The following is a 26,683-nucleotide window of genomic DNA, read 5'->3' on the forward strand; positions in this document are numbered from 1 at the left end:
CGCTCACCCAATAGCTATCCAAAATAAAAATCAGACACCACACAAAGAGTCAGGTGCGCACACCTTGCGCAGCAATCTGTATCACTATTGGCCAAAGCGGTGCGCCAGTGCAGACCCTGACAAGCCAAACTCTTCGAGGATTGCACGGAGCCGCTCGACGGAACTGCGCTTTTTCTGCCCCGTGTAACGCGCAATGATCAGCTCGTTCTTCATGCTGTGCTCCCAGCCGACCAGCTCGGTCACGGTGACCTGGTAGCCGCAGGCTTCCAGGTACAGGCAGCGCAGCACGTTGGTGAGCTGGCTGCCCATTTCGCGCGTGTGTATGGGATGGCGCCACAGTTCTGCCAGCGGCGTGCGCGTCAGGCTCAGCGCCTTGGTCTGGCGCAGGCAGGCAGCGACCTCGGCCTGGCAGCAGGGCACCAGCACCATGGCCTTGGCCTTCTTCTCCAGGCCGAAGGCGATGGCATCGTCGGTTGCGGTGTCGCAGGCATGCAGGGCCGTGACCACGTCGAATTGCGCAGGCATGAAGTCGGCATGCGTGGATTCGGCCACCGACATGTTGAGGAAGCCCATGCGGTCGAAGCCCAGCTCGGCGGCCAGCTTCTGTGAAGCTTCCACCAGCGGCGCGCGCGTTTCTATGCCGTAGATATGGCCGCGCCCCAGCGGCTTGAAATACAGGTCGTAGAGGATGAAGCCCAGGTAGGACTTGCCGGCACCGTGGTCGGCCAGGGTGACCGCATGGTCGTCGGCCGACAGTTCTTCGAGGATGGGAGCGATGAACTGGTACAGGTGGTAGACCTGCTTGAGCTTGCGCCGCGAGTCCTGGTTGATCTTGCCTTCGCGCGTGAGGATGTGCAGCGCCTTGAGCAGTTCGATGGACTGGCCGGGCTTGAGGCCCAGCTGCTCGGTCACATCCTGCTCGGGTTTCGCGGCAGGCTTGCCTTGGCGCGCCTTCATTCGGCTGCGCCCGGCTTGGCTGCATGCGCCACGGGGCAGCGCGCGCCCACGCCCATGTCCAGCCAGCCTTCGATGCCGATCTTCTCCAGCGTCTCCATGTTGCGCTCGTAGATGGACTCCGCCTCGGGGAATGCTTCGACCGCCTTGTCTATGCTGTCCTCGCGCAGCAGGTGCAGCGTGGGATAGGGCGAGCGGTTGGTGCAGTTGGTGACGTCGTCGGCTTCGGTGCCCTCGAACTGGAACTGCGGATGGAACGAGGCCACCTGCAGGATGCCACCCAGGTCCAGCTCCTCGACCATGGCGTCGGCCACTTCGAGGAAGTCGTTGAAGTCCAGGAACTCCTGCAGCGCATGGGGCAGGATCAGCAGCGTGGTGTCGCGCTTCTCGGGCGAGGCCTCGGCCAGCGCCTCCAGCTCGCGGTGCAGATCCGCCGCCACGCCCTCGGCGTCGGTGGCCTGGCTGACCGTGTAGTGGATCTGGCCCTTGATGTGCACGCCCTTGGCGAAGGGGCACAGGTTCAGGCCGATCACGGCCTTTTCGAGCCAGTGCACCGTATCCTCGATCACGGTGACAGGCGGAAACTCGGCCGCGCGAATCTCGTGGTTGGTATCGGTCATGGCTGTGCCCTTCAAAAATGCGAACGGGGGCACTGCGCCCCCAGACATTGCGAAACCGTCCAGGAACCCTTCCCTGCCCTGTCACGCAGGGTCCGCATTCTAGCCGCGCCGCCCGGGCGATGCCGGTGCTCGGATTTCTCAGCCCAGCAGGCGCAGGCCTGTCAGCAGCTCATGTTCCCGGGCCGCGTAGCGATCCGTCATCCCGGCGATGAAGTCGGCCACCACCCGCGCACGCGCCGATACGTCCTCGGCCAGCATGGCCCGTTGCACAAAGCGCGGCTTCATGCGATCGGGCTCCACCATGTAGGCCGCAAACAGCTCGGCCACCACCTGCTGCGCGCCGTCCATGGTCTTCATCACCTGTTCATGGCGATAGAGATTGCGGAGCAGGAACTGCTTGAGCTGCAGCGACTGCTGCCTCATGGTATCGCTGAAGCCCACCAGGGGGCCAGCCTGTGCGCGCACCTCATCGACCGAACAGGGCCGTGCCTGTGCAATGCGTTGCTGCGTGGCGGCGATCACGTCATAGACCTGGTCGCTGAGCATGCGGCGGATGCTTTCGTACAGCAGTCGGCGCTCGGCCAAAGGCATGCCCAGCTGGGGATGCTCGGCCAGCGTTGCATCGTGATAGCGCGCGAACAAGGGAACGGCCTCGCGCAGCTGGGCCATGGTGATCAGGCCGGAGCGCACGCCATCGTCCACGTCATGGGCGTTGTAGGCAATGGCATCGGCCAGATTGCACAGCTGGGCCTCCAGCGAAGGCTGCCGGCCCAGCAAAAAGCGCTGGGCCACGCCACCGGGCTCCCGCGCTTCCAGGTGCTCGGCATTGGTGCGCGAGCAGTGCTTGAGAATGCCCTCGCGCGTCTCGAAGCTCAGGTTGAGCCCGTCAAAGGCCGGATAGCGCTCCTCCAGCCGGTCCACCACGCGCAGGCTTTGCAGGTTGTGCTCGAAGCCGCCGTGCGGCTGCATGCAGGCATTGAGCGCATCCTGGCCCGCATGGCCGAAGGGGGTGTGGCCCAGGTCGTGGGCCAGGCAGATGGCTTCGACCAGATCCTCGTCCAGTTTCAGCGACCGGGCCACCGAGCGGCCCAGCTGGGCGACTTCCAGCGAGTGCGTCAGCCGTGTGCGGAACAGGTCGCCTTCATGGTTGACGAAGACCTGGGTCTTGTAGACCAGCCGCCGGAAGGCCGAGGAATGCACGATGCGGTCCCGGTCGCGCTGGAAGTCGCTGCGCGTGGGCGCAGGCGCCTCCGGGAAACGCCGCCCCCGGCTGAACGCCGGGTTGCAGGCATAGGGGGCCAGGGCCTGTTTCTGCATTCGATCGCCTCATCATGCTGACGAGGCCACTCTAGCAGTTCCTGCTTGCCCCCTGCGCTGCGGATCAGGCGCAGCAGGCGTTGATGACCTCGCGCACCAGCGCGTCGGGCGCCGAGCGCATGACGGCCTTTCCCGGCCCGTCGATGAGAACGAAGCGGATCTCGCCCGCCTCGGACTTCTTGTCCACGCGCATCAGCTCCAGATAGCGGCCAGCGTTGTCGGCTTCGTCCAGGACGGCGCCACGCACGGGCAGGCCCGCACGCGCGATCAGCACACGCAACCTCTGCACGAAGGCAGCATCCACCAGGCCAAGGCGCTGCGACAGCTCGGCCGCCATGACCATGCCGGCGCCCACGCCTTCGCCGTGCAGCCAGTTGCCGTAGCCCATGCCGGCTTCGATCGCATGCCCGAAGGTGTGGCCGAAATTGAGAATGGCGCGCAGCCCAGCCTCTTTCTCGTCCTGGCCCACGACCCAGGCCTTGATCTCCACGCTGCGCTTGATCGCGTGCGCCAGTGCCGTGCGGTCGCGGGCAAGCAAGGCGTCCATGTTCTCCTCCAGCCAGGCCAGGAAGTCCATGTCGGCGATCGGCCCGTACTTGATGACCTCGGCCAGGCCGGCGCTCAGCTCGCGCACGGGCAGCGTGTCCAGCGAAGCCAGGTCGCAAACCACCAGCTGCGGCTGGTAGAAGGCGCCGATCATGTTCTTGCCCAGCGGATGGTTGATGGCGGTCTTGCCGCCCACCGACGAGTCCACCTGCGACAGCAGCGTGGTGGGCACCTGCACGAAGGGCACGCCGCGCATATAGCTGGCGGCGGCAAAGCCCGTCATGTCGCCGATGACGCCGCCGCCCAGCGCAAACAGCACGGTCTTGCGGTCGCAGCCGCCGGACAACAGGTCGTCAAAAATCAGGTTCAGCGTCTGCCAGTCCTTGTGGGCCTCGCCATCGGGCAGCACCACGGTACGTACGCTGCGGTAGCGTTGTTCCAGCACGCGGCGCAGTGCGGGCTCATAGAGCGGTGCGACCACATCATTGCTGACGATCACGGCCTGGGCCGCAGAAGGCAGGGCGGCATAGGTCGCGGCTTGGTCCAGGAGGCCGGTGCCGATGGTGATCGGATAGGAACGGTCACCCAGGTCAATGGTCACGACCTGGGCGGCAGGCAAGGAGGAAGCGGTGGGCAAGATGGTGTCGCTCCAAGGCAGAAAGAGTGAAGGAATTGCGCGACACGGCAGCGCGCCCGGCAACCGCCGATCTTAAAGAAAAAGGCCCCGGCAAGTGCCGAGGCCTTTGGTGTTCCAGCGGGCTGCCGCTCAGGCCAGTTCCGCCTGCATGCGTATGCGCTGCGCAGCCTGCGCCACAGACAGGCCGGATGTCTGGATCACGAAGTGAGCCGTCTCCAGATAAAGCGGCTCGCGTTGCAGCAGCAGCTCCCGCAGGCGCAGTGCCGGATCTTCCACCTGCAGCAAGGGCCGCGTCACATCGTTGCGCAGCCGCGCGGCGATGGCCTCTGGCGTGCAATCCAGATAGAAGACCTGGGTGCGCGCATGCAGATGGCGTCGGTTTTGCTCGCGCAGCACCACGCCACCGCCCGTGGACAGCAGCAGGCTGGATGTGGAGGCCGACAGCTCATCAATGACCTGCGACTCCATGTCTCGAAAAGCCTGCTCGCCCTCGCGCTCGAAAAACTCCCGGATGCTGCAGCCCAGGCGCTGCTCGATCACATGGTCCGAATCCACAAAACGCATCGACCACAAGCGCGCCAGCTGGCGCCCTATGGTCGATTTGCCGGAGCCGGGCAGGCCGATCAGGGCCACCACCGGCGCACGGAGCGAGGCAGGACCTTGATCGGAATTCACCGGCGTGTTCACTCGGGCAGGCAGACGGATGTCACTCCGTAAGGCGAGGTCAGGAAGGAGCCGTTCTTCTGGTCACCTTCGACGAACGAGGTAAGGAAGATGCGCTCGGCACGACCTTCGGAGCCGGCAGCATTGGAGCTGACGGTCAGCTTGTACAGCAGCCAAGTGGCTACGTTCTGCGGATATTCCGCCTGCACGATTACGCGGCCATTGGTTCCCGTTTTACGGCCATTGAAATAAGAAACCACAATATCCGCCTTTGGAGGAGTCAACCGGCCATCTCCATTGGCATCTTCACCGTTGTCCAAATTACCATTGCGATTGACATCTTCATTCAAGCAGAAACCGGATCCATCGGTATGTGAATTCTTGACATTGTCATACCGGCCAAAACCGTAACGCAGAATATCTACGCTGACCGACACATCCGCATCCGAAACCGCTTCACCGGCCGCGTTGGCGACGGCAACGTCAAACTTCTTGATATAAGTAAGATTGTTGGCGCCTTTTTCAAGCTCGTTGTTATCACCAATAGTGATGGAAACTGGCTCACTTGCCACAGTCAATGTGCCAACGCGGAAATCGGGGCACTTACCGCTGGACAGAGATGCATCAGAAGGGCCGTAGCACATCCTTACATTAACGCCATCGGTCGGGCTAACCCGTGTACCTGGGATATATTGGGCCAAGGCAACACCACTTGCGTTAGAAATAACCGACTGACTTCCTGTCGAAATAGATTCACCAGAACCCAGGCCAGGCGGTACGATCTCAAAACGCACTCGCATATTTGGAATCGCACGATTATCTTTATCCAGGAACAATGCACGCAACTGCGCCATATTGGTTCGGCCACCATCCAGATTCGGCTTAACCGTATTCGGCACTATAGAAAGGCTTGCCGCGCTGACAATGCCTACAGCATCAGGCACCTGGGTAGCTCCGCCTGCAACAGTGATCTGCTCATTGGAAATCACTCCCGAAGCCTTTGCTTGCAAAGAATAGACCTGAGCAGCACCAGGCGCGTTAAACGCAGAAAACTTCGCCACACCCGACGTATCAGTCTGGGCAGTAATTGCTGCGCTGAGAACAGATCCCGAGAGGACAACGGGAATTCCTGAAATTCCAGCCCCATTGACATCTGCAACTTTTGCCGTCACCTCCACTGGCTGTCCTGGGGTTGGAGCAGAAGGAACTACGGTCAATGCAATCTGACTGCCGGTGACTGCAACGACACCCGCACCAGCCTGAGCACCGGCCTTGAGATCAAATCGAATATCTCTATTGGAACGATCGCCACCAATCTCGATTTTTCCAGTCATTCGACCTGATGCATCCGTCACATTGGAAGTAGGTGTAAAAACGCCTGAAGACAAAACCACAGAGACGGGCGCATTCGCCACAGGATTTCTACTGGCAGACAGCGCAGTCACTGTAATCGTTGCTGCATCGCTTCCCGAGTTTGCGATAACAGTCTTATCCAGCAGGAATTCTACACTGGCTACATCAGGCGTCGTTCCGCCCGTACCGTTGCCAGGAGTTCCTGGATTTCCACCACCGCCACCACAAGCGACTAGCGCGCATGACGCCAACATTGTCAGCAAGATCTTCTTCATCAACTATCTCCCAGAAATTTTAATTAACGCTTGAGACCATCGGATATCATTTTTGGCGTGATAAACACCAGCATTTCCCGCTTCTGGGACTCTCGCACTCGGCTCTTAAAAAGATGACCAAGCACAGGGACATCTCCCAGAAAAGGAATTTTGCTTTCCTGATTGGTCTCTTCCATCTCAAAGATACCGCCAATCACCACAGTGCCCCCATTTTGAACAAGAACCTGTGTTTTGATATGCTTTGTATCAATTGCTACACCTTGGGTTGTGGTCTCACCTCGAGAATCTTTGTTGACATCCAAGTCAAGAATGATATCTCCCTCCGGAGTAATCTGAGGCGTAACCTCCAACTTCAGCACGGCTTTTTTAAAGGCGATTGTAGTGGCACCATTGGGCGCCGTCACAGAATAGGGATACTCTGTGCCTTGCTCTATCAAAGCCTTCGTCTGGTCAGCGGTCACCAACCTGGGGCTGGATATTATTTTCCCTTGACCATCAGCCTCCATCGCAGAAAGCTCCAAAGCCAGAAAACGATTAGCGGCGGAGTTAAAAATAGACAATGCAAAAGATCCTGTACCACTTACTCCAGTAAGTTTTGCGGCAGGCAAATTCACAAAATTACCCGAAGTATTCACCGTTCCCCCCGAGCCACTGGAAGCAACTGCATTCTCATATCCAGTTCCAAAAACCAGTCTATTATCTCCACCAATGCCGTATCCACCATCGCCACCTCGTTGAGCACGCAAATCGCCACCACCGAGTCTGACACCCAGGGCACGCCCAAACGTGTCACGGGCTTCAACGATTCGAGCCTCAATTAGGACTTGCCGCACTGGCACATCCAGGGTTAGCAAAAGTGCCTTCACTGCTTCCAGCTTTGCTGGTGTATCGGTCACAAACAACTGATTGGTTCGTGGCTCGGAAATAGCAGACCCACGCTCAGACAAAAATCTGCTTGAAACGCTATTACCCACCCCTCCCCCACTATTATTTGCTGTGATCTGCAGCAAAATATCTGCCGACTTCGCGTAATTCAACTGAAAACCTTGAGTTCGAAGTGGCTCCAACTTCTGAATCTCCATTGCTGACTCAAAGTCTCGCTTGGTCCGAGCATCGATCTCATCCTTGGGTGCAATCCAAAGCACCGAGCCGGACTTGCGCATGCCCAGACCCTTGGCGTCCATGATGATCTGCAGTGCTTGATCCCAGGGAACATCCTTGAGGCGCAAGGTCAATGCACCGGAAACCGTGTCCGAAGTCACGATATTGAAGTTTGTGAAATCAGCAATCACCTGCAACAGCGACCGCACTTCAATATTCTGGAAGTTTAGAGAGAGCTTTTCACCGCTGTAGCCGGGACCTTGCGTCAGCTTGCTCACATCCGCCTTTTTCTGACGGACTTCAATCACAAACTGGCTGTCACTCTGATAAGCGCTGTGCTCCCAGTCACCAACCGGAGCGATGCGCATGCGAACCGACTCACCTTGCTGCACGGAGGAAATCGTCTGCACCGGCGTTCCAAAATCAACCACATCCAGCTTCCGGCGCAAACCTTCAGGCAAGGAGGAGCGCAGGAAGTCGACCACAAGCTCCTTGCCTTCGCGTCGAAGATCCACGCCGACCTGGCTGCTGCTCAGACCAACAACGATGCGGCCCGAGCCATCACTGCCGCGACGGAAATCAACATCCCGAATGAGCTGGACATCAGTACCAGCAACTGCTTTGGTTTCAAACACTCCCTGCTGTGCGGGAGGCTTCACGGCCGTGGATGTTGCCACTGGATCCAACAGTATCAGCAGGGCCTTGCCTTGCCTTTCAGTACGGTAAGAAGTCGCCGACTTCAGATTCAGCACTAAGCGGGAACGACCAGACGCCTCCACGATATTGATGGAGCGCAGGTTGCCCTGATTGAGCTCGACCACAGATTTGCCCGTGCCATTGGTTGCACCTGGAAAGTCCAGGGCAATCCGCGCAGGCGACTGGATTGCAAATCCGGTGGGGTCCGCCGCCAACGCTTCGGAAAGCTCAATGCGCACGACCTCGGTGCCTCCCTGGATGGAGCCGGAAACCGACTCTATCGCGGACTGCGCCCAGGCCAAGGAGCCCAGAAACCAACCGCCGACGGCGATTCCCCAGCGAGCCTTGTGCAGTATTCTGCGATGTGTGCCCATCATTTCCTTCCCTCCTGCAATTCCAGTGTGCTATTTCTCTCTATCCAGTCGCCGCTGCCGTCCTGGACGATTTCCCGCAACTGGATGGATGTTTCCGTGATCCGGGTAACCTTGCCGTAGTTCTGCCCCAGGTAATTTCCTGCCCGAACCTGGTACAGCAAGGTCCCCACCCTGACAAGCGCCGTGGGCACGCCTTTTTTGTCCAGACTGCCAACCATGGTCATGGCATCCAAGGGCTCGGCCTCCAGCGGTTCCTTGCGTCGATTGAGCTCGGAGGCGATCAGGCTGGTATTGGCGCTGGACTGCGCAGACTCCCTGCGCAGCACCTGCATCAGCTTCATGGGGTTGAAAGGATCCATGCCATCAGAACCAAGATAGGCCTCGGGCGTGAAGGTCTTGGGCTCTTCCAAAGGCTTGACACGCGGCTTAGCATTGGCTCTTTCCTGGGCCATCCAGGTCTGCAGTTCCTCCTGATCAGAAGAAGAGCAGCCTGAGGCGGTCAGGCAGGCGGCCAACATGAGCCAGCCGCTGAAACGCATATGTCTCATTATTTCTTGCCCTTCCCGGCCGCTGCGCGTTGCGCCTGCACCTCATCTGCATCCAGGTAGCGGAAGGTTCGTGCCGTCGCCTCCATGCTCAGGACCTCGCCTCCCTCCTTGCCTACAGGTGCGATCGACAGATTGTTCAAGGTCACGATGCGCGACAGGTAGGCCACATCGGAGGCGAATGATCCGATGTCGTGAAAGCGACCAGTCACCTTCAAAGCAATGGGCAACTCGGCGTAGTACTCCTTGACCACCATCGCACCAGGCCGGAAGGTTTCAAACTGCAGGCTGCGGCCCAGCCCTGCTTGATTGATATCCGAGAGCAGCGCCGCCATTTCCGCCTTGCTGGGCAATTGCTTTTCCAGTTGCGTCACATACTGCTGGACCTGTTCACGCTGCTTCTTCAGGCCATCAAGGCTGACGGCCTTGGACAGCTTCTGGCTGAAGTCCTGGCGCAGCGTGACTTCGGTATTGCGCTCCTGCTCCAGGGTGTCTTCATAGTCCTTGATCAGCACATACCACAGCACGGCAGCCACAGCCAGCGCGATGGCCACGCACAACAATGTCCGCGGCAGTACAGGCCACCGAGAAGGATCATTGGGATCCAGACCACGAAACTGGCGTTGGATGTTCTCCTGCAGTGCGGAGAAGTCGATGTCGTTCTTTTTCTTCTTGGCCATCACTGGGACTTTCCTGGGTTGGCCGCCGTCGAAAGGCTCTTCTCCGCCACGCTGGCGCGCGTCAGTTGAAAGCGCAGATTGAACGCAGCGGCGCGACGCTGGTCCTTGGGCGTGACGTTGACCGTCTTGGCCACGATTTCCGCCAGTTCAGGCTTGGAAATCCAGGGCGTCCCCTCCGAGAGATTGCGCAGCATTTCGGACACCCGCTCATTGGACTGTGCCGTGCCCTGCATGGTAACGACCAGACCTTCCTGCTTGATACTGCTGAGGTAGACACCATCGGGCAGTTGGGCCACCAGCTCGTTGAGCATGTGCACCGGAAGATTGCGGTCGGACTGCAGATCCTCCACGGCCTTCTGACGTGCACGCAGGGCCGTGATCTCATCCTCCAGCCCGGCAATTTCTTTGATCTGGGACTCCAGCACGGTGATCTCGGCGCGCAGCATGCTGTTCTTTGCCTGCTGGGCCTCGATCATCATCTGGTACCACCAGTACACCGCGCCAATGATCAAAAGCCCCACCAGGGCCGACAGGACCATGGTGGCCTGGAATGCTTCCTTGCGACGCTTGCGTGTTGCTTCTCTGTGCGGAAGCAGATTGATCAGAATCACGACACAAACCTCCGCATGGCCAGTCCGCAGGCGGTCAGGTAGGCGGGGGCCTCGCGCGACATGCGCTTGAGGCGTACGCCGCTGCCGACTTCCATTCCATCAAAGGGATTGGCAAGGCTGCAGGCAAAACCCGTTTGCTGCGTGATGGCCTCGGACAGGCCGGAAAGTGGGGCCGAGCCGCCTGCCAGCAGGATGTGGTCTATGCGGTTGTGGGGCGTACTGGTGAAAAAGAACTGCAGTGCGCGCGACACTTCCTGCGTCATGCTTTGCACAAAGGGCTTGAGCACAGCGGACGCGTAGTCCTCCGGAAGTTCGCCGCTGCGCTTCTTTGACTCGGCCTCTTCGAGCGAGAAACCATATTGGCGCGCGATCAGTTGCGTCAGCTGTGCGCCGCCAAAGGCCTGGTCCCGGTCATACAGCACCTCGTCGTCGCGCAGGATCTGCATGCTGGTCGTCATGGCGCCCAACTCGAACAAGGCCACAAGGGCGTTGTTGCCCTGATTGGGCAGGCGCTCGATCAGCCGTGCAGCCGCCATGCGGGAGGCGTGGGGCTCGATGTCGATGACCGTCGGCCTGAGGCCGGCCGCCTCGGCCAAGCCCTGGCGGTCCTGGACCTTCTCGCGGCGCGATGCGGCAATGAGCACGTCCACGTCGCCGGGTGAATTCGATGACGGGCCTATGACACAGAAGTCCAGGCTCACTTCATCGAGCGAGAAAGGAATGTACTGATTGGCCTCGGATTCGACCTGGACCTCCAGTTCCTGCTCGCTCATGCCGTCCGGCAGCGAAATCTTCTTGGTGATCACGGCCGAGGCCGGCAAGGCCATGGCCACGTTCTTGGTCCGCGTGCCGCTTTTTTTGACCAGTCGCCGTACAGCCTCTGCCACTTCATCGAACTTTTCGATGTTGCCGTCAGTGATCCATCCCCGCTCCAGCGGTTCGATGGCACAGCGCTCCAGCAACAGTTCGCCCGACTTGGCACGAGACAACTCAACGAGCTTGGCGCTCGAAGAACTGATGTCGATGCCTAGCAAAGGTGCGGGCTGGCGACTGAATAAGGATCCCATAGCAATCAACTTGCCCTCCCTCTTCTTGTGTATGTAAAGAACGCAACAAACCTTCACATATAGGTTGAATGCTATCAGCAAGACTGCGCGCAACTCACCATGCCAGCCGGAGCACGCTAGGCGCTAGTGGTCAAAAACAGACATTATTGCGGGCCATCAAATGCGACATGAATGCACCCCTGCTTGCATGTCGGCCTGCACGCCTGGCTTAGGATGCTTAGCTTGCGGCCATGCTGGCAACCGTGTGCAGCCGTCTCCTACCGTCCTTCTGGGGCACGCATTTTTATAATGCGGCACTCCTCAGCACTCCCTGCGACATGCCGTCTTCAGACTCCCGAGAACCCCAGGCTGCAAAGCCTCGCTCCGCCCCATCCAAGCCCATGCACTGGTTTCCCAAGGCCTTGCTATGGCTGGCGGGCATCGCCGTCGCCGGCGCGCTGGCCTTGATGCTGACCGTGGCCGTGGCCCTGGCCATGGCCTACCCCAACCTGCCCGACGTGTCCGAGCTGGCCGACTACCGACCCAAGCTGCCGCTGCGCGTGTACTCCAGCGAAGGCGCCCTGCTGGGTGAATTCGGCGAGGAGCGGCGCACGCTGACCCCTATCCAGGACATCCCCAAGGTGATGACCGACGCCGTGCTGGCCATTGAAGACACGCGCTTTTTCGAGCATGGCGGCGTGGACTACAAGGGAATGGCCCGCGCCGCGCTGGCCAATCTGGGCCGCGTGAAAAGCCAGGGCGCATCGACTATCACCATGCAGGTGGCGCGCAACGTCTATCTGTCTTCCGAGAAAACCTTTACGCGCAAAATTTACGAAGTCTTACTAACTTTCAAGCTGGAGCATCTGTTGAGCAAAAACCAGATTCTCGAGATCTACATGAACCAGATTTATCTGGGAAATCGGGCCTATGGCTTTGCTGCTGCCTGTGAAGCCTATTTCGGCAAGCCACTGAAGGACATCACGGTGGCCGAGGCGGCCATGCTGGCAGGCCTGCCCAAGGCACCCTCGGCCTACAACCCGATCAGCAACCCCAAGCGCGCCCGCTCGCGCCAGCTCTACATCATCGAGCGCATGGAGGAAAACGGCTTCATCACCTCCGCCCAGGCCACTGAAGCCAAGGCCGAGCCGCTGAAGATCCGCACGGGCTCCTTCAACACCCGCGTACATGCCGAATACGTGGCCGAGATGGCACGCCAGCTGATCTTTGCCCAGTACGGCAACGAAGCCTATACGCGCGGCCTGAACGTCTACACCACCATCAATGCCGGCGAACAGGAAGCCGCCTACGCCTCGCTGCGCCGCGGCATCATGGACTACGAGCGCCGCCAGAAATACCGCGGCCCCGAGAAGTTCGTGGCCCTGCCGGCCGACGCCGAGGACCGTGAAGACGCCATCGACGACACCCTGGCCAACCACCCCGACAACGGTGATGTGCTCGCCGCCGTGGTGCTGGATGCCAATCCGCGCAAGATCCTGGCGGCACGCGCCGACGGCGAACAGATCGAGATCACGGGTGAAGGCCTCAAGCCCGCCGAATCGGGCCTGAACCCCAAGGCACCGCCCAACATCAAGATCCGTCCCGGCGCCGTGATACGCGTGGTCAAGACGCCCAAGAACACCTGGGAAATCACGCAGCTGCCCGAAGTGGAAGGCGCCTTCGTGGCCCTGGTCCCCCAGACAGGCGCCTTGCGCGCCCTGATCGGCGGCTTCGACTTCCAGAAGAACAAGTTCAACCATGTGACCCAGGCCTGGCGCCAGCCCGGCTCGGCCTTCAAGCCCTTCATCTACTCTGCGGCACTGGAAAAAGGCTTCTCGCCTTCCACCATGATCAATGACGCGCCGCTGTTCTTCAGCGCCGGCGTGACGGGTGGCCAGCCATGGGAGCCCAAGAACTACGACAGCCGCTACGACGGGCCGATGACCATGCGCACGGGCTTGAACAAGTCCAAGAACATGATCTCCATCCGCCTGCTGCAGGCCGTGGGACCCAAGCAGGGCCAGGAGTGGGTCACGCGCTTCGGCTTTGACGCCGCCAAGCATCCGGCCTACCTGACCATGGCGCTGGGTGCCGGAGCGGTCACGCCGCTGCAGTTGGCTGCCGGCTACTCCGTGTTCGCCAATGGCGGCCACCGCGTCAACCCCTGGCTGATTGCCCGTGTCACCGATCACAAGGGCCGGATCCTGTCCGAATTCACGCCGCCCCCGGTGCAGGAACTGCCCCAAGCCATCGACGCGCGCAACGCCTTCATCATGGACAGCCTGCTGCAGGACGTGGCGCGCGTGGGCACGGCAGCACGCGCGCAGTCCACGCTCAAGCGTCCCGACCTGTACGGCAAGACGGGCACGACCAACGACTCGGTGGATGCCTGGTTCGCAGGGTTCCAGCCCACGCTGGCCGCCGTGTCCTGGATCGGCTACGACACGCCTCGCAACCTGGGCAGCCGCGAGACGGGTGGCGGCCTGAGCCTGCCCATCTGGATCGGCTTCATGCAGCATGCCCTCAAGGGCGTGCCGGTGGCAGAGATGCCTGTGCCCCCTGGCGTCGTGAACATGGGCGGCGAGTGGTATTACGAGGAAAACGCGCGCAACGGCGGCGTCAGCAGCCTGGGCATGGACAGCGCCTCCACGGCCGGCGCTGCAGGCGCCACGCCTCCGCCCGCCACCGAGGAGCGCAACCGCATCCTCGACCTCTTCCGCAACTGACCGCCAAACAAGCGGTTGACCACGCAAGAAAGCCCGGCCATGCCGGGCTTTCTTCATGGAGCCTGCCGATAACGGCGGATCAGCGTGCCGAGAACTGCAGCGCCAGGCCCGACTGCTCGGTGGCGTAGCGGCTCAGGTTGGCGAAGAACTCACCCGCGCCCTTGGTATCGAGCCAGGCGCCCTGCGCCGCGTCGTAGCGGTAGTGGAAGCCACCGGCCTTGGCCGCCAGCCAGATCTCGTGCAGCGGTTTTTGCTGGTTGATCACGATCTGGCTGCGGTTGGCAAAGACCAGGGTCACCATGCCACCCACGCGCTGGGCATCGAGGTCGGCATCGGTTTCATCGTTGATGCGATCGCAGTCCTGCTCCACCGCCAGCAGCAGTCGTTCGGCAAGGTCCAGAAATTCTTGGTCGGTCATTACAATTCGCTTATGTTGAAAGCCTCGCAAATTCTAGTCAGGTGCATTGCCCTTGGCGCCTGTGCGGCGTCCCTGGCCGCCTGCGGCCAGAAAGGCCCGCTGTTTCTGCCCAGCTCGCCTGCGGCCAGCCACCGCGCCACACTGCCGCAGACCCTGGGCATTTCCAGCCCGGCCGAGCGTGCAACGCCCGCGCCTGCACCCACCACCTTGCCCGCTGGCCCGTCAAGTGCCGCCGTCGAGGAAAGCTCGACACCCACCGGCACTACGGACTCCCGCAAGCAGCAGGCCGACTGAGCCGGCGGCCGCGCCGCGGCTTGATGCACATCAACACCGCGGCCAGGCATGGCGCTTAGAGTGACTTTCTCTTGTCCCTCGACAACCCGCCATGCCCGTAGAGCTCTACCGAGACAAAAACCACGCCTGCCTGATGTTCACCGACCTCATCGAGGAAGATGGACAGGCCATACAGGCCAATCAGTTCCTCATCGTCGATGACGACACGGGCGCCATCATCGACCCGGGCGGCAATCTCGCATTCAACGAGCTGTTCATGGGCATGTCGCGGCATTTCGCGCCGCACAAGCTGTCCTATCTGATCGCTTCCCACGCCGATCCCGACATCATTGCCTCGCTGGACCGCTGGATGACCAGCACCAAGGCACAGCTGGTGATCTCGCGCATCTGGGAGCGCTTCGCGCCCCACTTCACCAAGGTCGGCAAGACCGAAAACCGCGTGATCGGCGTGCCGGACGCCGGCGGCCGGCTGCCGCTGGGCCGCCATGAACTGCACCTGCTGCCCGCCCACTTCCTGCATGCCGAAGGCAACTTCCACTTCTACGACCCGGTCAGCCGCATCCTCTTCACGGGCGATCTGGGCGTGTCCCTGATGAATGGCATCGAGGCGCAGGTGCCCGTGACCGACCTCGTGCCGCACATCGCCCGCATGGAAGGTTTTCACCGCCGATACATGGTCTCCAACAAGATCCTGCGGCTGTGGGTGCAGATGGCGCGCCAGCTGCCCATCGACATGATCGTGCCCCAGCACGGCGCGCCCATCATGGGCGCCAAGGCGATTGCCGACCTGTTCAACTGGCTCGAAGGACTGCAGTGCGGCATCGACCTGTTCGACCAGCGCAACTACCAGCTGCCCATGGCGGACATCGACCCCGTGACCCGCCAGCTGCGCCCTGCCCTGCGCGCCGTGGCCGGCTAGCGCCTGGCGCGCCGGCGGCGCAGTGCATGGACCACGCGCCAGGCCAGCAGCAGCGCAAGAATGGCGGCGTACACGCCGACCTCGGCGAAGTTGTTCTTGCCTGCGCGCATCCAGAAGAAATGCAACAGGGCCAGCGGCGCGACCGCATAGATACAGCGGTGCAGCCACTGCCAGCGCCTGCCGCCCATGGCGCGCATGACACGGTGCGGTGAAGTCACCGCCAGAGCGGTCAGCAAGAGCAGCGCCGCAAAGCCCACCAGAATGAACGGGCGCTTCGGGATGTCGAGCACGATCTCGCCCCAGTCCAGCCCCATGTCGAACCATGCATAGCACAGCAGGTGCAGCAGCGCGTAGAAGAACACATACAGGCCCAGCATGCGCCTGAAGCGCGCCAGTGCCGTCAGTCCCAGCGCCTGGCGCAGCGGTGTCACGGCCAGCACCACGCACAGAAAGCGCAAGGTCCAGTCGCCGGTGGAGCGCAGCAAGGCCTCGGCCGGATTGGCGCCAAGCGTGTTCAGGATGGCTCCAGCCAGCAGCCACGCAAACGGCAGCAGGCACACAAGAAACACCAGCGGCTTGGCCGTCCGGTGCAGCAAAAGATGCTGCACCGCCGTCATTGCATGGGCCACATCAATAGAACTTCTTGAGGTCCATGCCCGCGTAGAGCTGGCCCACCTGGGCTTCGTAGCCATTGAACAGCTGCGTCTTGCGCTTCTTGGCGAACAAGCCGTCTTCGCCAATGCGCCGCTCCGTGGCCTGGCTCCAGCGCGGGTGCGGCACGTCGGGGTTCACATTGGAATAAAAGCCATACTCGTTGCGCGCCGCCTTGTTCCAGGCCGTGCCCGGCTCCTTGTCGGTCAGGCGGATGGCGACGATGCTCTTGGCGCTCTTGAAGCCGTACTTCCACGGCACGACCAGCCGCACGGGCGCGCCATTCTGGTTGGGCAGCACCTCGCCATACATGCCAAAGGCCAGCAGCGTCAGCGGGTGCATGGCTTCATCAAGGCGCAGCCCCTCGGTGTAAGGCCAGTCCAGCACGCCGCTGCGCAGGCCCGGCATCTGCGCCTTGTCGGCCAGGGTCACGAATTCCACATACTTGGCACTGCCCAGCGGCTGCACCTTGCGCAGCAGCTCGGCCAGGGAATAGCCCACCCAGGGAATCACCATGGACCAGCCCTCCACGCAGCGCAGCCGGTAGATGCGCTCTTCCTGTGGCGCGAGCTTGAGCAGCGCATCCAGGTCCAGCGTCTGCGGCTGCTGGACCAGGCCCTCGATCTTCACCGTCCAGGGGCGGGTCTTGAGCGTGTGGGCGTTCTTGGCAGGATCGTCCTTGTCCAGCCCGAATTCATAGAAGTTGTTGTACTGGGACACATCGGCATAGGCCGTGACACGGTCCATGGTGTTTGCGCCCACTACCTGGGAAGGCACGGAGGCCAGTGCTGCCAGCTTGCCGGGGCGCTGCACGCCCGCCGCCCAGCCGGGCAATGCCGCGCCCGCCGAGCCTGCGGCCAGGTACTGCAGCCAGGCACGGCGCTTGAGGTAGCCTGCCCGGGGCGTGATCTCGCTGCCTTTCGGGTGTTGGAAGCCGTTGTCGTGGGAGCGGATCAGCATGGGAATCTCCTGGTGTGCCGGCGGGCACGGGGCGCTATTGCTGGCGATATGGCGATTGGGAGCCTTGCAGGCGCGCGCAAGTTCCCTGCGGCACCGATGCGATGGTGCACGAAAAAGCGGCATGCGCCTGAACGCATGCCGCTGCCCTTATCTTGCCACTGTCACTCTGCCACTGCCGTGGCTCAAAGCTCCCCGTAGCTGTGCAGCCCCGACAGGAACATGTTCACCCCCAGGAAGGCGAAGGTGGTGATGGCCAGTCCACCCAGCGCCCACCAGGCGGACACCGTGCCGCGCAGGCCCTTGACCAGGCGCATGTGCAGCCAGGCCGCGTAGTTGAGCCAGACGATCAGCGCCCAGGTTTCCTTGGGGTCCCAGCTCCAGTAGCCGCCCCAGGCCTCGGCCGCCCACAGCGCGCCCAGCACGGTGGCGATGGTGAAGAAGGCAAAGCCCACGGCGATGGATTTGTACATCACATCGTCCAGCAGCTCGAAGCTGGGCAGGCGCTCGGCGATGCGCTTGCGCGCCAGCAGGATGCCGGCCACGATCAGCGCCGAGATGCCGAAGTAGACCATCCAGTAGCTGCCGCCGTTCTGGGTCGCGCCCTGGCGGAAGACGATGGGCTCGAAGCACAGCACCACACCCAGCATCCACAGCGGCGCAAGCTTGTACCAGCGGGTCTCCGTGGCCTGCTGCTTGATCAGGTAGGCAAAGGAGACCATGGCTGCCAGCGCAAAGGTGCCGTAGCCGATGAAGTTGGCCGGCACGTGCAGCTTCATCCACCAGCTCTTGAGCGCCGGCACCAGCGGCTGGATCTCGTGCGCCTCGCGCACCAGCGTGTACCACAGCAAAAAGCCCACGGCCGCGCTGACCACCAGCATCACGAAGCCGCCCAGGGCGCGCGTGTCGTAGTGCTGTTCGTAATAGAGATAGAAAAGCGCCGTCATCCAGCAGAACATGACGAACACTTCATAGAGATTGCTGACCGGGATGTGGCCCACATCGGGGCCGATCAGATAGCTCTCGTACCAGCGCACCATGGTGCCCACCAGCGCCAGCGTCACGGCCAGCCAGGCCAGGCGCGAGCCCAGCAGCGACAGCGCCGTGCCCTCGCCCCGCGCAAACATGCCGATCCAGTAGAAGACGGTGCTCATGAAGAACACCATGCTCATCCAGAGGATGGCCGACTGGCTGGACAGGAAGTACTTGAGGCCGAACACCGTGTCCGAGCGCGCCAGTTGCGCCCCTTCAGGCCCCTGGTAGAGCCCGATGGCCAGCAGCGACAGCCCGGCCACCACCAGCATCAGCCCGCGCAGCGGGCGCCAGAACCAGCCCAGCCAGATGGCCGAGGGAATGGTGCCGACCAGGATGCACTTTTCATAGACATCCATGTACTCGCCATAGCGCTGCAGCGCATACAGCAGTCCCGCCGCCACCAGGGCCGCGAACACCCAGTCGAACCAGTTGCGGCGGGCGAAGAAGCCCTCGTTGAGCGTCAAAGTCGTCGTGGTAGTGGCGGTGTTCATGCGGAACCTCCGGGGGATTTCTTGTGGATGGGCTCGGCGCCTATCAGCTTGCCGGCCAGCATGGCGAATTCTCTATCACCATCGAGTGTCTTGCGATTGGTGGACAAGGCCATTTCGGCATGGCTTTGGCCATCGCGGGGCGTAAGCCAGATCCAGAGGCGGCGGTCGCGCACATACAGCATGCAGAACACGCCGATGATGAGGAACAGGCAGCCCAGATACACCACGTTCTTGCCCGGGGCGCGCGCCACCTGGAAGACGCTGGCCTGCACCTGCTTGAAGTCCTGCAGCATGAAGACCATGGGCATGGGGTAGAACTGCGCATCGCTGAGCGAGAACACGGCCTGGGTCATGAAGGACTGCGTCTGCTCGCTGGGCTCCAGTGGCGCCTGGCCCGCCTGCGTGCGCACGATCTGGGCCAGCTCGAACAGCACGCCGTTGAGAATGCGCACCAGCACCTCGCCCGCGCGTTCGCGCTCGGCCGCAGGCACATTGCTTTCCATGAAGTCCGAGATGGCCTGCAGCCCGCCCAGCGGCTTTCCGTCCGGCCCCTTCTTGTCGGTCTGGCCCGCGAACAATTCCAGCGCCTTGGTGGCCGACTGCGCCAGCGCGCCACTGAGTTCGGAGCGCGAGGCGTCGATGGCCTTGGCCACATAGGCCTTGGCCGCCTGCTCGCGCAGCCGGGGGTCCTGCAGCGCGCTGCGCAGGCGCAGGAAGGTGTCCATCTCGCTTTCGGGATCGGCGGGAATGCGCAGGTAGCGCATGGCATCGGCCTGGCTGTCGCGCACGCCCAGCAGGAACACGCGCTGGCCGTCGCCCGTGTCCACGGGCAGCATGTAGTTCTGGAACTCGCGCGCCTGGCCCGAGGCATCGCGCAGCTTGTAGCGGATGCTGGGGCCGATGTTGCGCAGCTCCTTCTTGGTCACGGTCTTGTGGGCAGCGCCCAGGCGCTCGTCGATGGCCTGCTTCAGGTCCACCTTGCGCACATCGGTGCCGCTGCCATTGGCCCCGCCGCCACCGCCGAAGTTCTCCACGTTGATGGTGCGCAGTTCGGCAAACTCCAGCGTCACTGTCTCGTCCTTGCCGTCCGGGAGCTTGCGCACGAACTGGTCCGATCCGCCGATCACGCCCTCGACATCAAAGGGCTTGGCTCCCGCCTCCAGCGGCACGGCGCGCAGCTTCACCGACGAGCCGCCGTCGTCAAAGCTGGACTGGTAGATCTCGATGCCGCGGTAGCTGGCCGGGTGGTTGACCTCGATGCGCTTTTCCAGCTTCTCGCCCGTGGCCTTGTCGTGGATGACGACCTCGCTGGCGAACAGCTTGGGCATGCCCGTGGAGTAGTACTCCACGATGAATTTCTTGAGTTCCACCGCAAAGGGCAGCTCCTGCAGCAGCACGCCGTCGGACTGCGACAGGATGGCCGTGCCTGCCGTGCCGCCCTCGGTCACCAGCAGGTTGCCTCGGAAGGTGGGGTTGCGCTCGCTCAGCCGGTGCTGCTCGGACACCTCGGAGATCAGGCCACCGCCGGTATAAGGTGTTTTGCCTCCCAGCCACATCTGCGCGCGCACGATGAGGTCGCCATCGAACAGCCCGCCCAGGCAGATCAGCACGATGGCGCTGTGGGCCGCGATATAGCCCAGCTTGTGGGCCGCGCCCGCCTTGGCCGCCAGCATCCAGCCCGTGCCGGGACCGGCCGCCGTGTCGCGCTGCTGCAGCCGCACCTTCCAGCCGCCCGACACCAGCTGCTGGCCCAGGCGCCTGGCGGCCTCTTCGGCGCTGCCGGGCACCACGTTCTGCGCACGGTGGCCGAAGGCCTTGAGGCTTTGTTCGCGAACGTTTTCCTTGTAGCTGCGCAGATCGGCCAGGTACTTGGGCGCATGGCGGGCCACGCACAGCGAGGTGCTGACCACCAGAAAGGCCAGGATCAGCAGGAACCACCAGGCGCTGTAGACCGCATTGAGCTTGAGCGCGAGGAACAGCTGGGCCCAGAAAGGCCCGAACTGGTTGACGTAGTTGCCCACCGGCTCATGCTGCTTGAGCACGGTGCCGATCACCGAGGCAATGCAGATGACCGTCAGCAGCGAGATCGCGAAGCGCATCGATGCCAGCAGCTCCAGGGTCGCGCGCGCGGCCTGCGGGCGGGAGGGAGCAAGAGCGGCACCGGAAGAGTTGTCTGACATGAAGAACGAAAAGCCAAAACCCGAATGAAAAAAGCGGGACCATCTGCATTCATGCGATGGACCCGCCTGGCTTGGGGTGTCTATAAAGCAATAGGTTCCCGGTGATTACCCTGGGAACCGCGTCGGCCCCGGGATCGCATCAACGCAGGCCAGCGATGTAGTCTGCCACGGCCTTGATTTCGCGATCGTTAAGCTTGGCAGCAACCTGCGTCATCTGAATGCTATTGCCGCGCTTGCCGTCACGGAAGGCCGTGAGCTGGGTCGTGGTGTAGTCGGCATGCTGGCCCGCCAGGCGCGGGTACTGGGCTGGAATGCCGGCGCCGTTGGGGCTGTGGCAGCCCGCGCAGGCAGCAATGTTGCGCTCCTGGATGCCGCCGCGGTAGATGCGCTCGCCCATGGCCACCAAGTCCTTGTCCTTGGCAAAGCCGTCCTTGGGCTTTTGCGTGTGCAGCCAGGCGGCGATGTTCTTCATGTCAGGCTCGCTGAGCATGCTGGCAAAGCCCTTCATCACGGGGTCCTTGCGCTTGTCGCCCTTGAACTCCAGCAACTGCTTGACCAGGTACTCGGGATGCTGGCCGGCCAGCTTGGGCTGCAGCGGGATGGTGGAATTGCCGTCGGCCGCATGGCATGCCGCGCAGACGGCGGTGTAGCTGGCCTCGCCCTTCGCCAGATCGGCCTTGGCCGCCTTCGGCTGAGCCGGGGCAGCAGGTGCCTCGCCAGCGGAGAAAGCGGGAAAGGCGGGGGCTGCAGCAAGAATGGCAGCCGTCAGCAAAGAGGCAAGCAACTTCATATCGAGGGCGTGGTTCTGTTGTTGAAAGCGCAAAATTCGGCGGATTCTACAATGGGGTCCCCTGTGATTGATATCGTCAGGAACCCTGGTTTCGCCCCTGCGCACAGAGGAAAACATATTCCTTGATCGTGGTCACAAACTGGCCACGGATTCGGTACTGAACATATGTTTTTCGCAGCCCAGCATATCGATCTGTGCCAGCGCGGCAATAAGGACTCTACCCATGTGGCGCGCGATACCACACCCGTGCGCGCCAGATTCCGCTTCCCCGTCGCTTCAACCCGCGCCGAAGCGGCTGTCCGCCTGGCGGCGGAACTCCGAGGGCGTCATGCCCTTGATCTCCAGGAAGCGCCTGTTGAAGTTGGCCACGTTGTTGAAGCCCACCTGGTAGCAGATGTCGGCGATGAAGCTGTCGGTCTGCATGAGCAGGTGGCATGCGCTGTTGATGCGTACCCGGCTGACGAAGTCGGTGAAGCTGTTGCCCGTGGCCCGGCGGAAAAAGCGGCTGAAGCGGCTCTCGCTCATGCCCAGCTCGGCCGCCACGTCGGCCAGGCTCAGCGGCTCGCTCACGCGCGCCATGATGCGGTTGACCACCTCGTTGATCTGATCCACCTGAGCCTCGCCCTGGGCGCCCTGCATCTGCACGGCTGACAGCAGCCGGTAGTCGGTGCACTCGGCCAGATCGGACAGCAGCGCGCAAAAGGCCGTGAAGCGGCGCATTCCGCGCGCACTCCTGACCGCATCCCAGTGCGCGCGCGCCGTCTGCGCCAAGCCGAAGAACTCGATGCCATGGCGCGCACGGTCCAGCAGTTGAAGCACCTCGCGCATCTCCGGGATCTGCTCGGCCGCACGGGCGATGGGGTCGTGGTTGAAAAGAATCACGTAATCGCGTGCAGGCGAGCCCCCATCGGGCGCATCGAACGAGATCCAGTTGTGCGGCAGGCGCGGGCCGCACAGCACGAGGTGGCCGGGCTCGAAGGGTCCTATCCAGTCTCCCACGAAGGCGCGGCCCGAGGTGTGGGTGATGAGGTGCAGCTCGTACTCCTCATGGAAATGCCAGCGCACCAGGGGGCTCGGGAAACCATGTGCCAGGCAGCGCACCAGGCCACTGCCCTCCATATCCTCATAGCCCAGCGCGGGCGTCCGCACGAAATCGCGCTCCAGTTCAGGGTGACGCTGGCGGGGTGTGCGGCGGCGTGGGCTGGTCATGGCGGCGTGAAGGTTTCTGGAGAGGCCATGGGCAAACAGTATCACCAGCGGCGGCTATCCACCGCAATGGGCTGCCAGCGCGGCATCGAGTTCCGCGCGCCGAGGCGGCTGGGCACCGGCGCGCGTGCAGTTGAGCGCTGCGGCCGTTGCGGCAAAGCGCAGCACCTGGCGCCACGCGCTCTCGGGCAGTTCCTGCAACTGGCCCGGCTGCTCGACTCCCTGCTCCAGCAGCGCAACCGACAGCGCCGCGCCAAAGGTGTCTCCCGCGCCGATGGTATCCACCAGTTGCACGGCCGGCGGCTGCACCGACACAGGGGCCTGTCCTGCACGCAGCAAGGTCGCGCCGGCCGCTCCGCGCGTGAGCACCACGGCCCGGGGACCCAGCGCCAGCCAGCGCGTGGCGGCCTCCAGCACCGGAACGCCGGGCGCGATAAAGGCCAGGTCCTCATCGCTGAGCTTGACCAGGTCTGCCTGGGCCAGCCAGCCCAGGCAGTCGCGCCGGAAGGCCTGGGCATCGCGGATCAGCGTGGGCCGCACGTTCGGGTCGAAGACGATGATGCGCCGCCCGCGCTCAGCCGCCACCAGGTCCAGGATGCGCGGCCCGGCAGGGCTGTGCAGCAATGCGATGGAGCCGAACTGCAGATAGCGGCATTCGGGCGGCAACTCGGGCAGCTGGGCAGGTGCCCACAGCGTGTCCGCCGTTGCCTGCGTATAGAAGGCATAGCGGTTGGTGCCTTGCGCATGCTCGACAAAGGCCAGCGTGCTGGGCGCATCGCAGCGCTGTACCAGGCGCATGTCCACGCCGTTGCCCTGCAGGTGCGCGAAAAGGCGCTCGCCGAAGAGATCGCGCGACAGTTGCGAGACAAAGCCCGTGGCCTGCCCGAGCCGCGCGGCGGCCACGGCACAGTTGGCGGGCGCGCCTCCTTCATGGCCCTGGAAGGCCAGGCCACCCGTGGCGGTGAAATCGATCAGGGCTTCGCCCGCGATGGCTATGCGCATGCGTTCTACCTCGCTGCCTGTTGGACAAAAGCATGGACACGGTCTGTGGCACGGCGGACAGCCTCCACCAGATGCGGATGGCCCGCAGCCTCACCCCACAAGGGCACTTCGGCACACAGCGCGGCCACAGGGTCGGCGGCGGCGCAGATGGCGTGTGCCACTGCGGAGTCCATGGCCTGATCCTGGTAGGCATAGGGCAGTGTGTCATGGTGCCAGCGCTGCAGAAAAACCAGGAACAGCGCCGGCAGCATGGCCACGGCATCCATGGACGCGCCCTGCGCGATGCGCTCGCGCACCGTGGGCGCGATGAAGCCCGGGATCTTGGCAAAGCCGTCGGCCGCCACGCGCTGGTTGGTGTCGCGTATCGCAGGGTTGCCGAAGCGTTCCAGCACGGTGTCGCGGTAGGCCGGCAGGTCCAGGGCCGATGCCTTGCCGGGTGTTGCAAGGCAGGGAATCACGTCCTGAGTCACATAGTCCCATGCCATCTGGCGTATCGCCGGCACGGCACTGCCTTCGTGGATGAAGCGCAGGCCCGCCAGCGTGCCGGCCCAGGCAATGCAGCTGTGGCTGGCGTTGAGGATGCGGATCTTGGCCTCCTCGTAGGGGGCCACGGAAGACACCATCTCCACGCCCACGCGCTCCCAGGGCGGACGGCCTGCGACGAAGCGGTCCTCTATCACCCACTGTGAAAAGCTTTCGGCCGTCACGGCGGCCGCATCGTCCCAGCCCGTCGCAGCCTGCACGCGCTCGCGCAGCTCCGGCGGCGGGCGCGGGGTGATGCGGTCGACCATGGCATTCGGGCAGCTGATGTTGTGCCCAGCCCACTCGGCCAGTTCCTGCAGTTGCGCCAGTTGCATGAAGGCCAGCAGCCCGGCCAGCAGGCGATCGCCGTTGTGGCGCAGGTTGTCGCAGCTCAGCAGCGTGACCGGGCCGGCATGAGCACAGCGGCGCAACTGCAGGATGGCGCACAGCACGCCATAGATCGTCTCTCCGGCCTGCCCCTGGCGCATGCGGCCGATGTCGGCTGCAAGCTCCGGGCTGCCGGTGTCCAGCACGCCGCTGCCATCGAGGTAGTAGCCAGCCTCGGTCACGGTGAGGGAGATGACACGTGTGCAGGGGCTGGCTCCGCGCGCAATCACGGCGGCCAGCCCGGGCGCATGGGGGATCACTTCGCGCAGGGCCTCGATGCGTTGGTAGCGCACCGATCCGCCAGGCGCAATCGTCTCCAGTGTGTAAGCCCCTCCCTGGCGCGCCAGCGCCTCCAGCGTCTGCGCCATGTCGGAGCGCAGGTTGGCCCCCACCAGCTCCCATTGCGTGTCCCCGGCATCGATCAGCCGCTGTTGATAAGCGGCCTGGTGCGCACGGTGAAAGGAACCCAGGCCCAGGTGCAGCACCGTGGGTCTGGAAAGATGCGGAACAATCGCGTTCATGGTGACCAGAGGGAGATGAGGAAGAAAGGATGACTGCTCCGGGCAGCCTCTCGGAGCGAATCGCTCAGGCGCCTGCCAGCGTGCGTCCCTGGCGGTCGAACAGGTGCAGTGCGCAGCCGGTGTCCAGCGCGACGGACACCGCGTCGCCCACGGCCAGTGGCGTGCGCTCGGCCTGGCGCGCGATGAGCTGCGCCCCGCCCACGCTGACATGGATCAGCGTGTCGGCGCCCAAGGCCTCGATCAGGTCCACGCGGCCCATGACCTGTCTCTGTGCAGCGGCATCGGTTGCGACCTGCGCTCTGGCCACGCGCAAGGCCTCGGGGCGTATGCCCAGCGTGCCGTCGGCGGGCAGGCGGCCCTGCGTGGCCCCGGAGAACACGGGCAGTGCCTCGGCGGCGATCAGGTTCATCGACGGCATGCCGATGAACTGCGCAACGAACTGGTTGGCCGGATGGTCGTAGAGCGCCAGGGGTGCACCCACCTGTTCGATGCAGCCATCGCGCAACACCACCACGCGGTCGGCCAGGGTCATGGCCTCGACCTGGTCATGGGTGACATAGATGGTGGTGGCGCCCAGCGCCTTGTGCAGCTTGTGGATTTCCACCCGCGTGTTGCCGCGCAGCGCCGCATCGAGGTTGGACAACGGCTCGTCGAACAGGAACACCTTGGGCGCACGCACGATGGCCCGGCCTATGGCCACGCGCTGGCGCTGCCCCCCGGACAGATCGCGCGGCTTGCGTTCCAGATAGGGCGTGAGGTTGAGCGTCTCGGCCGCCTGCCCGACCTTTCGGCGTATCTCCTCTTTCGGCACGCCGGCCAGGCGCAGCGCGAAGGACATGTTGTCGTACACGCTCATGTGCGGATACAGCGCATAGCTCTGGAACACCATTGCCAGGTCGCGCTCGCCCGATGGCGCATGCGTGATGTCGCGCCCGTCGAGCAGCAACTGCCCCGAAGTGATGCTCTCCAGCCCAGCGATCAGGCGCAGCAGCGTGGACTTGCCGCAGCCCGAAGGCCCGACGAAGACGATGAACTCGCCGCGCTCGATGGCGAGGTCCACGCCGCGGATGATCTGCGCCTCTCCGAAGCGCTTGCGTATGTCCTGAAGTTGCAGATAGGCCATGGTTTTCCTTGTGCAGCACAAAGCCGCGAAATGGATGCCGGAC

General features: G+C 62.9%; 24 protein-coding genes. 3 read left to right on the forward strand and 21 right to left on the reverse strand.

Features of this window, described 5'->3' with window-relative positions; translation table 11 throughout:
• Window positions 1-84: 84 nt before the first annotated feature.
• The 11 genes from DACI_RS28180 to DACI_RS28230 form a co-directional block, all read right to left on the reverse strand.
• Window positions 85-957 carry a class I SAM-dependent methyltransferase gene (locus DACI_RS28180; RefSeq protein ID WP_012207369.1) on the reverse strand — a complete coding sequence of 291 codons (873 nt, stop codon included), beginning with the start codon at window positions 955-957 and terminating at the stop codon, window positions 85-87.
• Window positions 954-1,574 (reverse strand): DUF1415 domain-containing protein, encoded by a 621-nt coding sequence (locus DACI_RS28185; RefSeq protein WP_012207370.1) that lies wholly within the window; start codon window positions 1,572-1,574, stop codon window positions 954-956. The genes DACI_RS28180 and DACI_RS28185 overlap by 4 nt, the downstream gene beginning before the upstream one ends.
• 138 nt (window positions 1,575-1,712) lie before the next feature.
• Complete coding sequence (locus DACI_RS28190) at window positions 1,713-2,891, reverse strand: deoxyguanosinetriphosphate triphosphohydrolase (RefSeq protein WP_012207371.1); 1,179 nt, start codon at window positions 2,889-2,891, stop codon at window positions 1,713-1,715.
• 64 nt (window positions 2,892-2,955) lie between these two features.
• Window positions 2,956-4,074: a 3-dehydroquinate synthase gene (gene aroB, locus DACI_RS28195; RefSeq protein WP_012207372.1), complete on the reverse strand. Its 1,119-nt coding sequence runs from the start codon at window positions 4,072-4,074 to the stop codon at window positions 2,956-2,958.
• Window positions 4,075-4,203: 129 nt separating this feature from the next.
• Window positions 4,204-4,749 (reverse strand): shikimate kinase, encoded by a 546-nt coding sequence (locus DACI_RS28200; RefSeq protein WP_012207373.1) that lies wholly within the window; start codon window positions 4,747-4,749, stop codon window positions 4,204-4,206.
• Window positions 4,750-4,757: 8 nt separating this feature from the next.
• A complete protein-coding gene (locus DACI_RS32300; protein ID WP_012207374.1) occupies window positions 4,758-6,365 on the reverse strand; it encodes an Ig-like domain-containing protein in 1,608 nt (535 codons plus the stop codon).
• Between the two features lie 23 nt (window positions 6,366-6,388).
• On the reverse strand, window positions 6,389-8,539 hold the full coding sequence (gene pilQ / locus DACI_RS28210) for a type IV pilus secretin PilQ (RefSeq protein ID WP_012207375.1): 2,151 nt from the start codon (window positions 8,537-8,539) through the stop codon (window positions 6,389-6,391).
• Complete coding sequence (locus DACI_RS28215) at window positions 8,536-9,084, reverse strand: pilus assembly protein PilP (RefSeq protein ID WP_012207376.1); 549 nt, start codon at window positions 9,082-9,084, stop codon at window positions 8,536-8,538. The genes pilQ and DACI_RS28215 overlap by 4 nt, the downstream gene beginning before the upstream one ends.
• Window positions 9,084-9,761 (reverse strand): type IV pilus inner membrane component PilO, encoded by a 678-nt coding sequence (gene pilO, locus DACI_RS28220; protein ID WP_012207377.1) that lies wholly within the window; start codon window positions 9,759-9,761, stop codon window positions 9,084-9,086. The genes DACI_RS28215 and pilO overlap by 1 nt, the downstream gene beginning before the upstream one ends.
• Window positions 9,761-10,372 carry a PilN domain-containing protein gene (locus DACI_RS28225; protein ID WP_012207378.1) on the reverse strand — a complete coding sequence of 204 codons (612 nt, stop codon included), beginning with the start codon at window positions 10,370-10,372 and terminating at the stop codon, window positions 9,761-9,763. Before DACI_RS28225 ends, pilO begins: the two co-directional genes overlap by 1 nt.
• Window positions 10,369-11,448, reverse strand: a complete 1,080-nt coding sequence (locus tag DACI_RS28230; RefSeq protein ID WP_012207379.1) for a pilus assembly protein PilM — start codon at window positions 11,446-11,448, stop codon at window positions 10,369-10,371. The genes DACI_RS28225 and DACI_RS28230 overlap by 4 nt, the downstream gene beginning before the upstream one ends.
• 371 nt (window positions 11,449-11,819) lie before the next feature.
• On the opposite strand from DACI_RS28230, the gene DACI_RS28235 reads away from it, so the two are divergent.
• Window positions 11,820-14,144, forward strand: a complete 2,325-nt coding sequence (locus DACI_RS28235; RefSeq protein WP_043782861.1) for a penicillin-binding protein 1A — start codon at window positions 11,820-11,822, stop codon at window positions 14,142-14,144.
• Window positions 14,145-14,223: 79 nt separating this feature from the next.
• Here the strand turns inward: DACI_RS28235 and cyaY are convergent, their stop codons facing one another.
• Window positions 14,224-14,562 carry an iron donor protein CyaY gene (gene cyaY / locus DACI_RS28240; protein ID WP_012207381.1) on the reverse strand — a complete coding sequence of 113 codons (339 nt, stop codon included), beginning with the start codon at window positions 14,560-14,562 and terminating at the stop codon, window positions 14,224-14,226.
• Window positions 14,563-14,574: 12 nt separating this feature from the next.
• Here cyaY and lptM point away from each other — a divergent pair, with 12 nt between their 5' ends.
• Both lptM and DACI_RS28245 read left to right on the forward strand, forming a co-directional pair.
• The gene (gene lptM, locus DACI_RS31710) at window positions 14,575-14,856 is read left to right on the forward strand and encodes an LPS translocon maturation chaperone LptM (protein ID WP_080518227.1); all 282 of its coding nucleotides are present in this window, start codon (window positions 14,575-14,577) and stop codon (window positions 14,854-14,856) included.
• A 91-nt stretch (window positions 14,857-14,947) separates the two neighbouring features.
• Window positions 14,948-15,775 carry an oxygen-binding di-iron domain-containing protein gene (locus DACI_RS28245; protein WP_012207382.1) on the forward strand — a complete coding sequence of 276 codons (828 nt, stop codon included), beginning with the start codon at window positions 14,948-14,950 and terminating at the stop codon, window positions 15,773-15,775.
• Here DACI_RS28245 and DACI_RS28250 read toward each other — a convergent pair.
• The 9 genes from DACI_RS28250 to DACI_RS28290 form a co-directional block, all read right to left on the reverse strand.
• Window positions 15,772-16,392: a protein-methionine-sulfoxide reductase heme-binding subunit MsrQ gene (locus tag DACI_RS28250; RefSeq protein WP_043782864.1), complete on the reverse strand. Its 621-nt coding sequence runs from the start codon at window positions 16,390-16,392 to the stop codon at window positions 15,772-15,774. The genes DACI_RS28245 and DACI_RS28250 overlap by 4 nt on opposite strands.
• Before the next feature lie 13 nt (window positions 16,393-16,405).
• Window positions 16,406-17,386, reverse strand: coding sequence for a protein-methionine-sulfoxide reductase catalytic subunit MsrP (msrP, locus tag DACI_RS28255; RefSeq protein ID WP_012207384.1), 981 nt, complete (start codon window positions 17,384-17,386; stop codon window positions 16,406-16,408).
• Window positions 17,387-17,568: 182 nt separating this feature from the next.
• Window positions 17,569-18,909 (reverse strand): c-type cytochrome biogenesis protein CcsB, encoded by a 1,341-nt coding sequence (gene ccsB, locus DACI_RS28260; RefSeq protein ID WP_012207385.1) that lies wholly within the window; start codon window positions 18,907-18,909, stop codon window positions 17,569-17,571.
• A complete protein-coding gene (locus DACI_RS28265; RefSeq protein WP_012207386.1) occupies window positions 18,906-21,089 on the reverse strand; it encodes a cytochrome c biogenesis protein ResB in 2,184 nt (727 codons plus the stop codon). The genes ccsB and DACI_RS28265 overlap by 4 nt, the downstream gene beginning before the upstream one ends.
• A 139-nt stretch (window positions 21,090-21,228) precedes the next feature.
• Window positions 21,229-21,879 (reverse strand): c-type cytochrome, encoded by a 651-nt coding sequence (locus DACI_RS28270; RefSeq protein ID WP_016450967.1) that lies wholly within the window; start codon window positions 21,877-21,879, stop codon window positions 21,229-21,231.
• Between the two features lie 276 nt (window positions 21,880-22,155).
• Entirely contained in the window at window positions 22,156-23,088 is a 933-nt protein-coding gene (locus DACI_RS28275) for an AraC family transcriptional regulator (protein ID WP_012207388.1), read from the reverse strand.
• Window positions 23,089-23,142: 54 nt separating this feature from the next.
• Window positions 23,143-24,087 (reverse strand): carbohydrate kinase family protein, encoded by a 945-nt coding sequence (locus DACI_RS28280; RefSeq protein ID WP_012207389.1) that lies wholly within the window; start codon window positions 24,085-24,087, stop codon window positions 23,143-23,145.
• Window positions 24,088-24,092: 5 nt separating this feature from the next.
• Window positions 24,093-25,517 (reverse strand): D-arabinitol 4-dehydrogenase, encoded by a 1,425-nt coding sequence (gene dalD, locus DACI_RS28285; protein ID WP_012207390.1) that lies wholly within the window; start codon window positions 25,515-25,517, stop codon window positions 24,093-24,095.
• A 64-nt stretch (window positions 25,518-25,581) separates the two neighbouring features.
• Complete coding sequence (locus tag DACI_RS28290; RefSeq protein WP_012207391.1) at window positions 25,582-26,640, reverse strand: ABC transporter ATP-binding protein; 1,059 nt, start codon at window positions 26,638-26,640, stop codon at window positions 25,582-25,584.
• Window positions 26,641-26,683 lie beyond the last annotated feature (43 nt).

It is taken from the genome of Delftia acidovorans SPH-1 (genome assembly GCF_000018665.1).
GTDB classification, from domain to species: domain Bacteria; phylum Pseudomonadota; class Gammaproteobacteria; order Burkholderiales; family Burkholderiaceae_C; genus Comamonas; species Comamonas acidovorans.

Excerpts from the sequence above, each read along its gene's own strand:
- DACI_RS28180 (WP_012207369.1), bottom strand. The coding sequence starts at position 957 with ATGAAGGCGCGCCAAGGCAAGCCTGCCGCGAAACCCGAGCAGGATGTG.
- DACI_RS28185 (WP_012207370.1), bottom strand. The coding sequence starts at position 1,574 with ATGACCGATACCAACCACGAGATTCGCGCGGCCGAGTTTCCGCCTGTC.
- DACI_RS28190 (WP_012207371.1), bottom strand. The coding sequence starts at position 2,891 with ATGCAGAAACAGGCCCTGGCCCCCTATGCCTGCAACCCGGCGTTCAGC.
- DACI_RS32300 (WP_012207374.1), bottom strand. The coding sequence starts at position 6,365 with ATGAAGAAGATCTTGCTGACAATGTTGGCGTCATGCGCGCTAGTCGCT.
- pilQ (WP_012207375.1), bottom strand. The coding sequence starts at position 8,539 with ATGATGGGCACACATCGCAGAATACTGCACAAGGCTCGCTGGGGAATC.
- DACI_RS28215 (WP_012207376.1), bottom strand. The coding sequence starts at position 9,084 with ATGAGACATATGCGTTTCAGCGGCTGGCTCATGTTGGCCGCCTGCCTG.
- pilO (WP_012207377.1), bottom strand. The coding sequence starts at position 9,761 with ATGGCCAAGAAGAAAAAGAACGACATCGACTTCTCCGCACTGCAGGAG.
- DACI_RS28235 (WP_043782861.1), top strand. The coding sequence starts at position 11,820 with ATGCACTGGTTTCCCAAGGCCTTGCTATGGCTGGCGGGCATCGCCGTC.
- cyaY (WP_012207381.1), bottom strand. The coding sequence starts at position 14,562 with ATGACCGACCAAGAATTTCTGGACCTTGCCGAACGACTGCTGCTGGCG.
- lptM (WP_080518227.1), top strand. The coding sequence starts at position 14,575 with ATGTTGAAAGCCTCGCAAATTCTAGTCAGGTGCATTGCCCTTGGCGCC.
- DACI_RS28245 (WP_012207382.1), top strand. The coding sequence starts at position 14,948 with ATGCCCGTAGAGCTCTACCGAGACAAAAACCACGCCTGCCTGATGTTC.
- DACI_RS28250 (WP_043782864.1), bottom strand. The coding sequence starts at position 16,392 with ATGACGGCGGTGCAGCATCTTTTGCTGCACCGGACGGCCAAGCCGCTG.
- msrP (WP_012207384.1), bottom strand. The coding sequence starts at position 17,386 with ATGCTGATCCGCTCCCACGACAACGGCTTCCAACACCCGAAAGGCAGC.
- ccsB (WP_012207385.1), bottom strand. The coding sequence starts at position 18,909 with ATGAACACCGCCACTACCACGACGACTTTGACGCTCAACGAGGGCTTC.
- DACI_RS28265 (WP_012207386.1), bottom strand. The coding sequence starts at position 21,089 with ATGTCAGACAACTCTTCCGGTGCCGCTCTTGCTCCCTCCCGCCCGCAG.
- DACI_RS28270 (WP_016450967.1), bottom strand. The coding sequence starts at position 21,879 with ATGAAGTTGCTTGCCTCTTTGCTGACGGCTGCCATTCTTGCTGCAGCC.
- DACI_RS28275 (WP_012207388.1), bottom strand. The coding sequence starts at position 23,088 with ATGACCAGCCCACGCCGCCGCACACCCCGCCAGCGTCACCCTGAACTG.
- DACI_RS28280 (WP_012207389.1), bottom strand. The coding sequence starts at position 24,087 with ATGCGCATAGCCATCGCGGGCGAAGCCCTGATCGATTTCACCGCCACG.
- dalD (WP_012207390.1), bottom strand. The coding sequence starts at position 25,517 with ATGAACGCGATTGTTCCGCATCTTTCCAGACCCACGGTGCTGCACCTG.
- DACI_RS28290 (WP_012207391.1), bottom strand. The coding sequence starts at position 26,640 with ATGGCCTATCTGCAACTTCAGGACATACGCAAGCGCTTCGGAGAGGCG.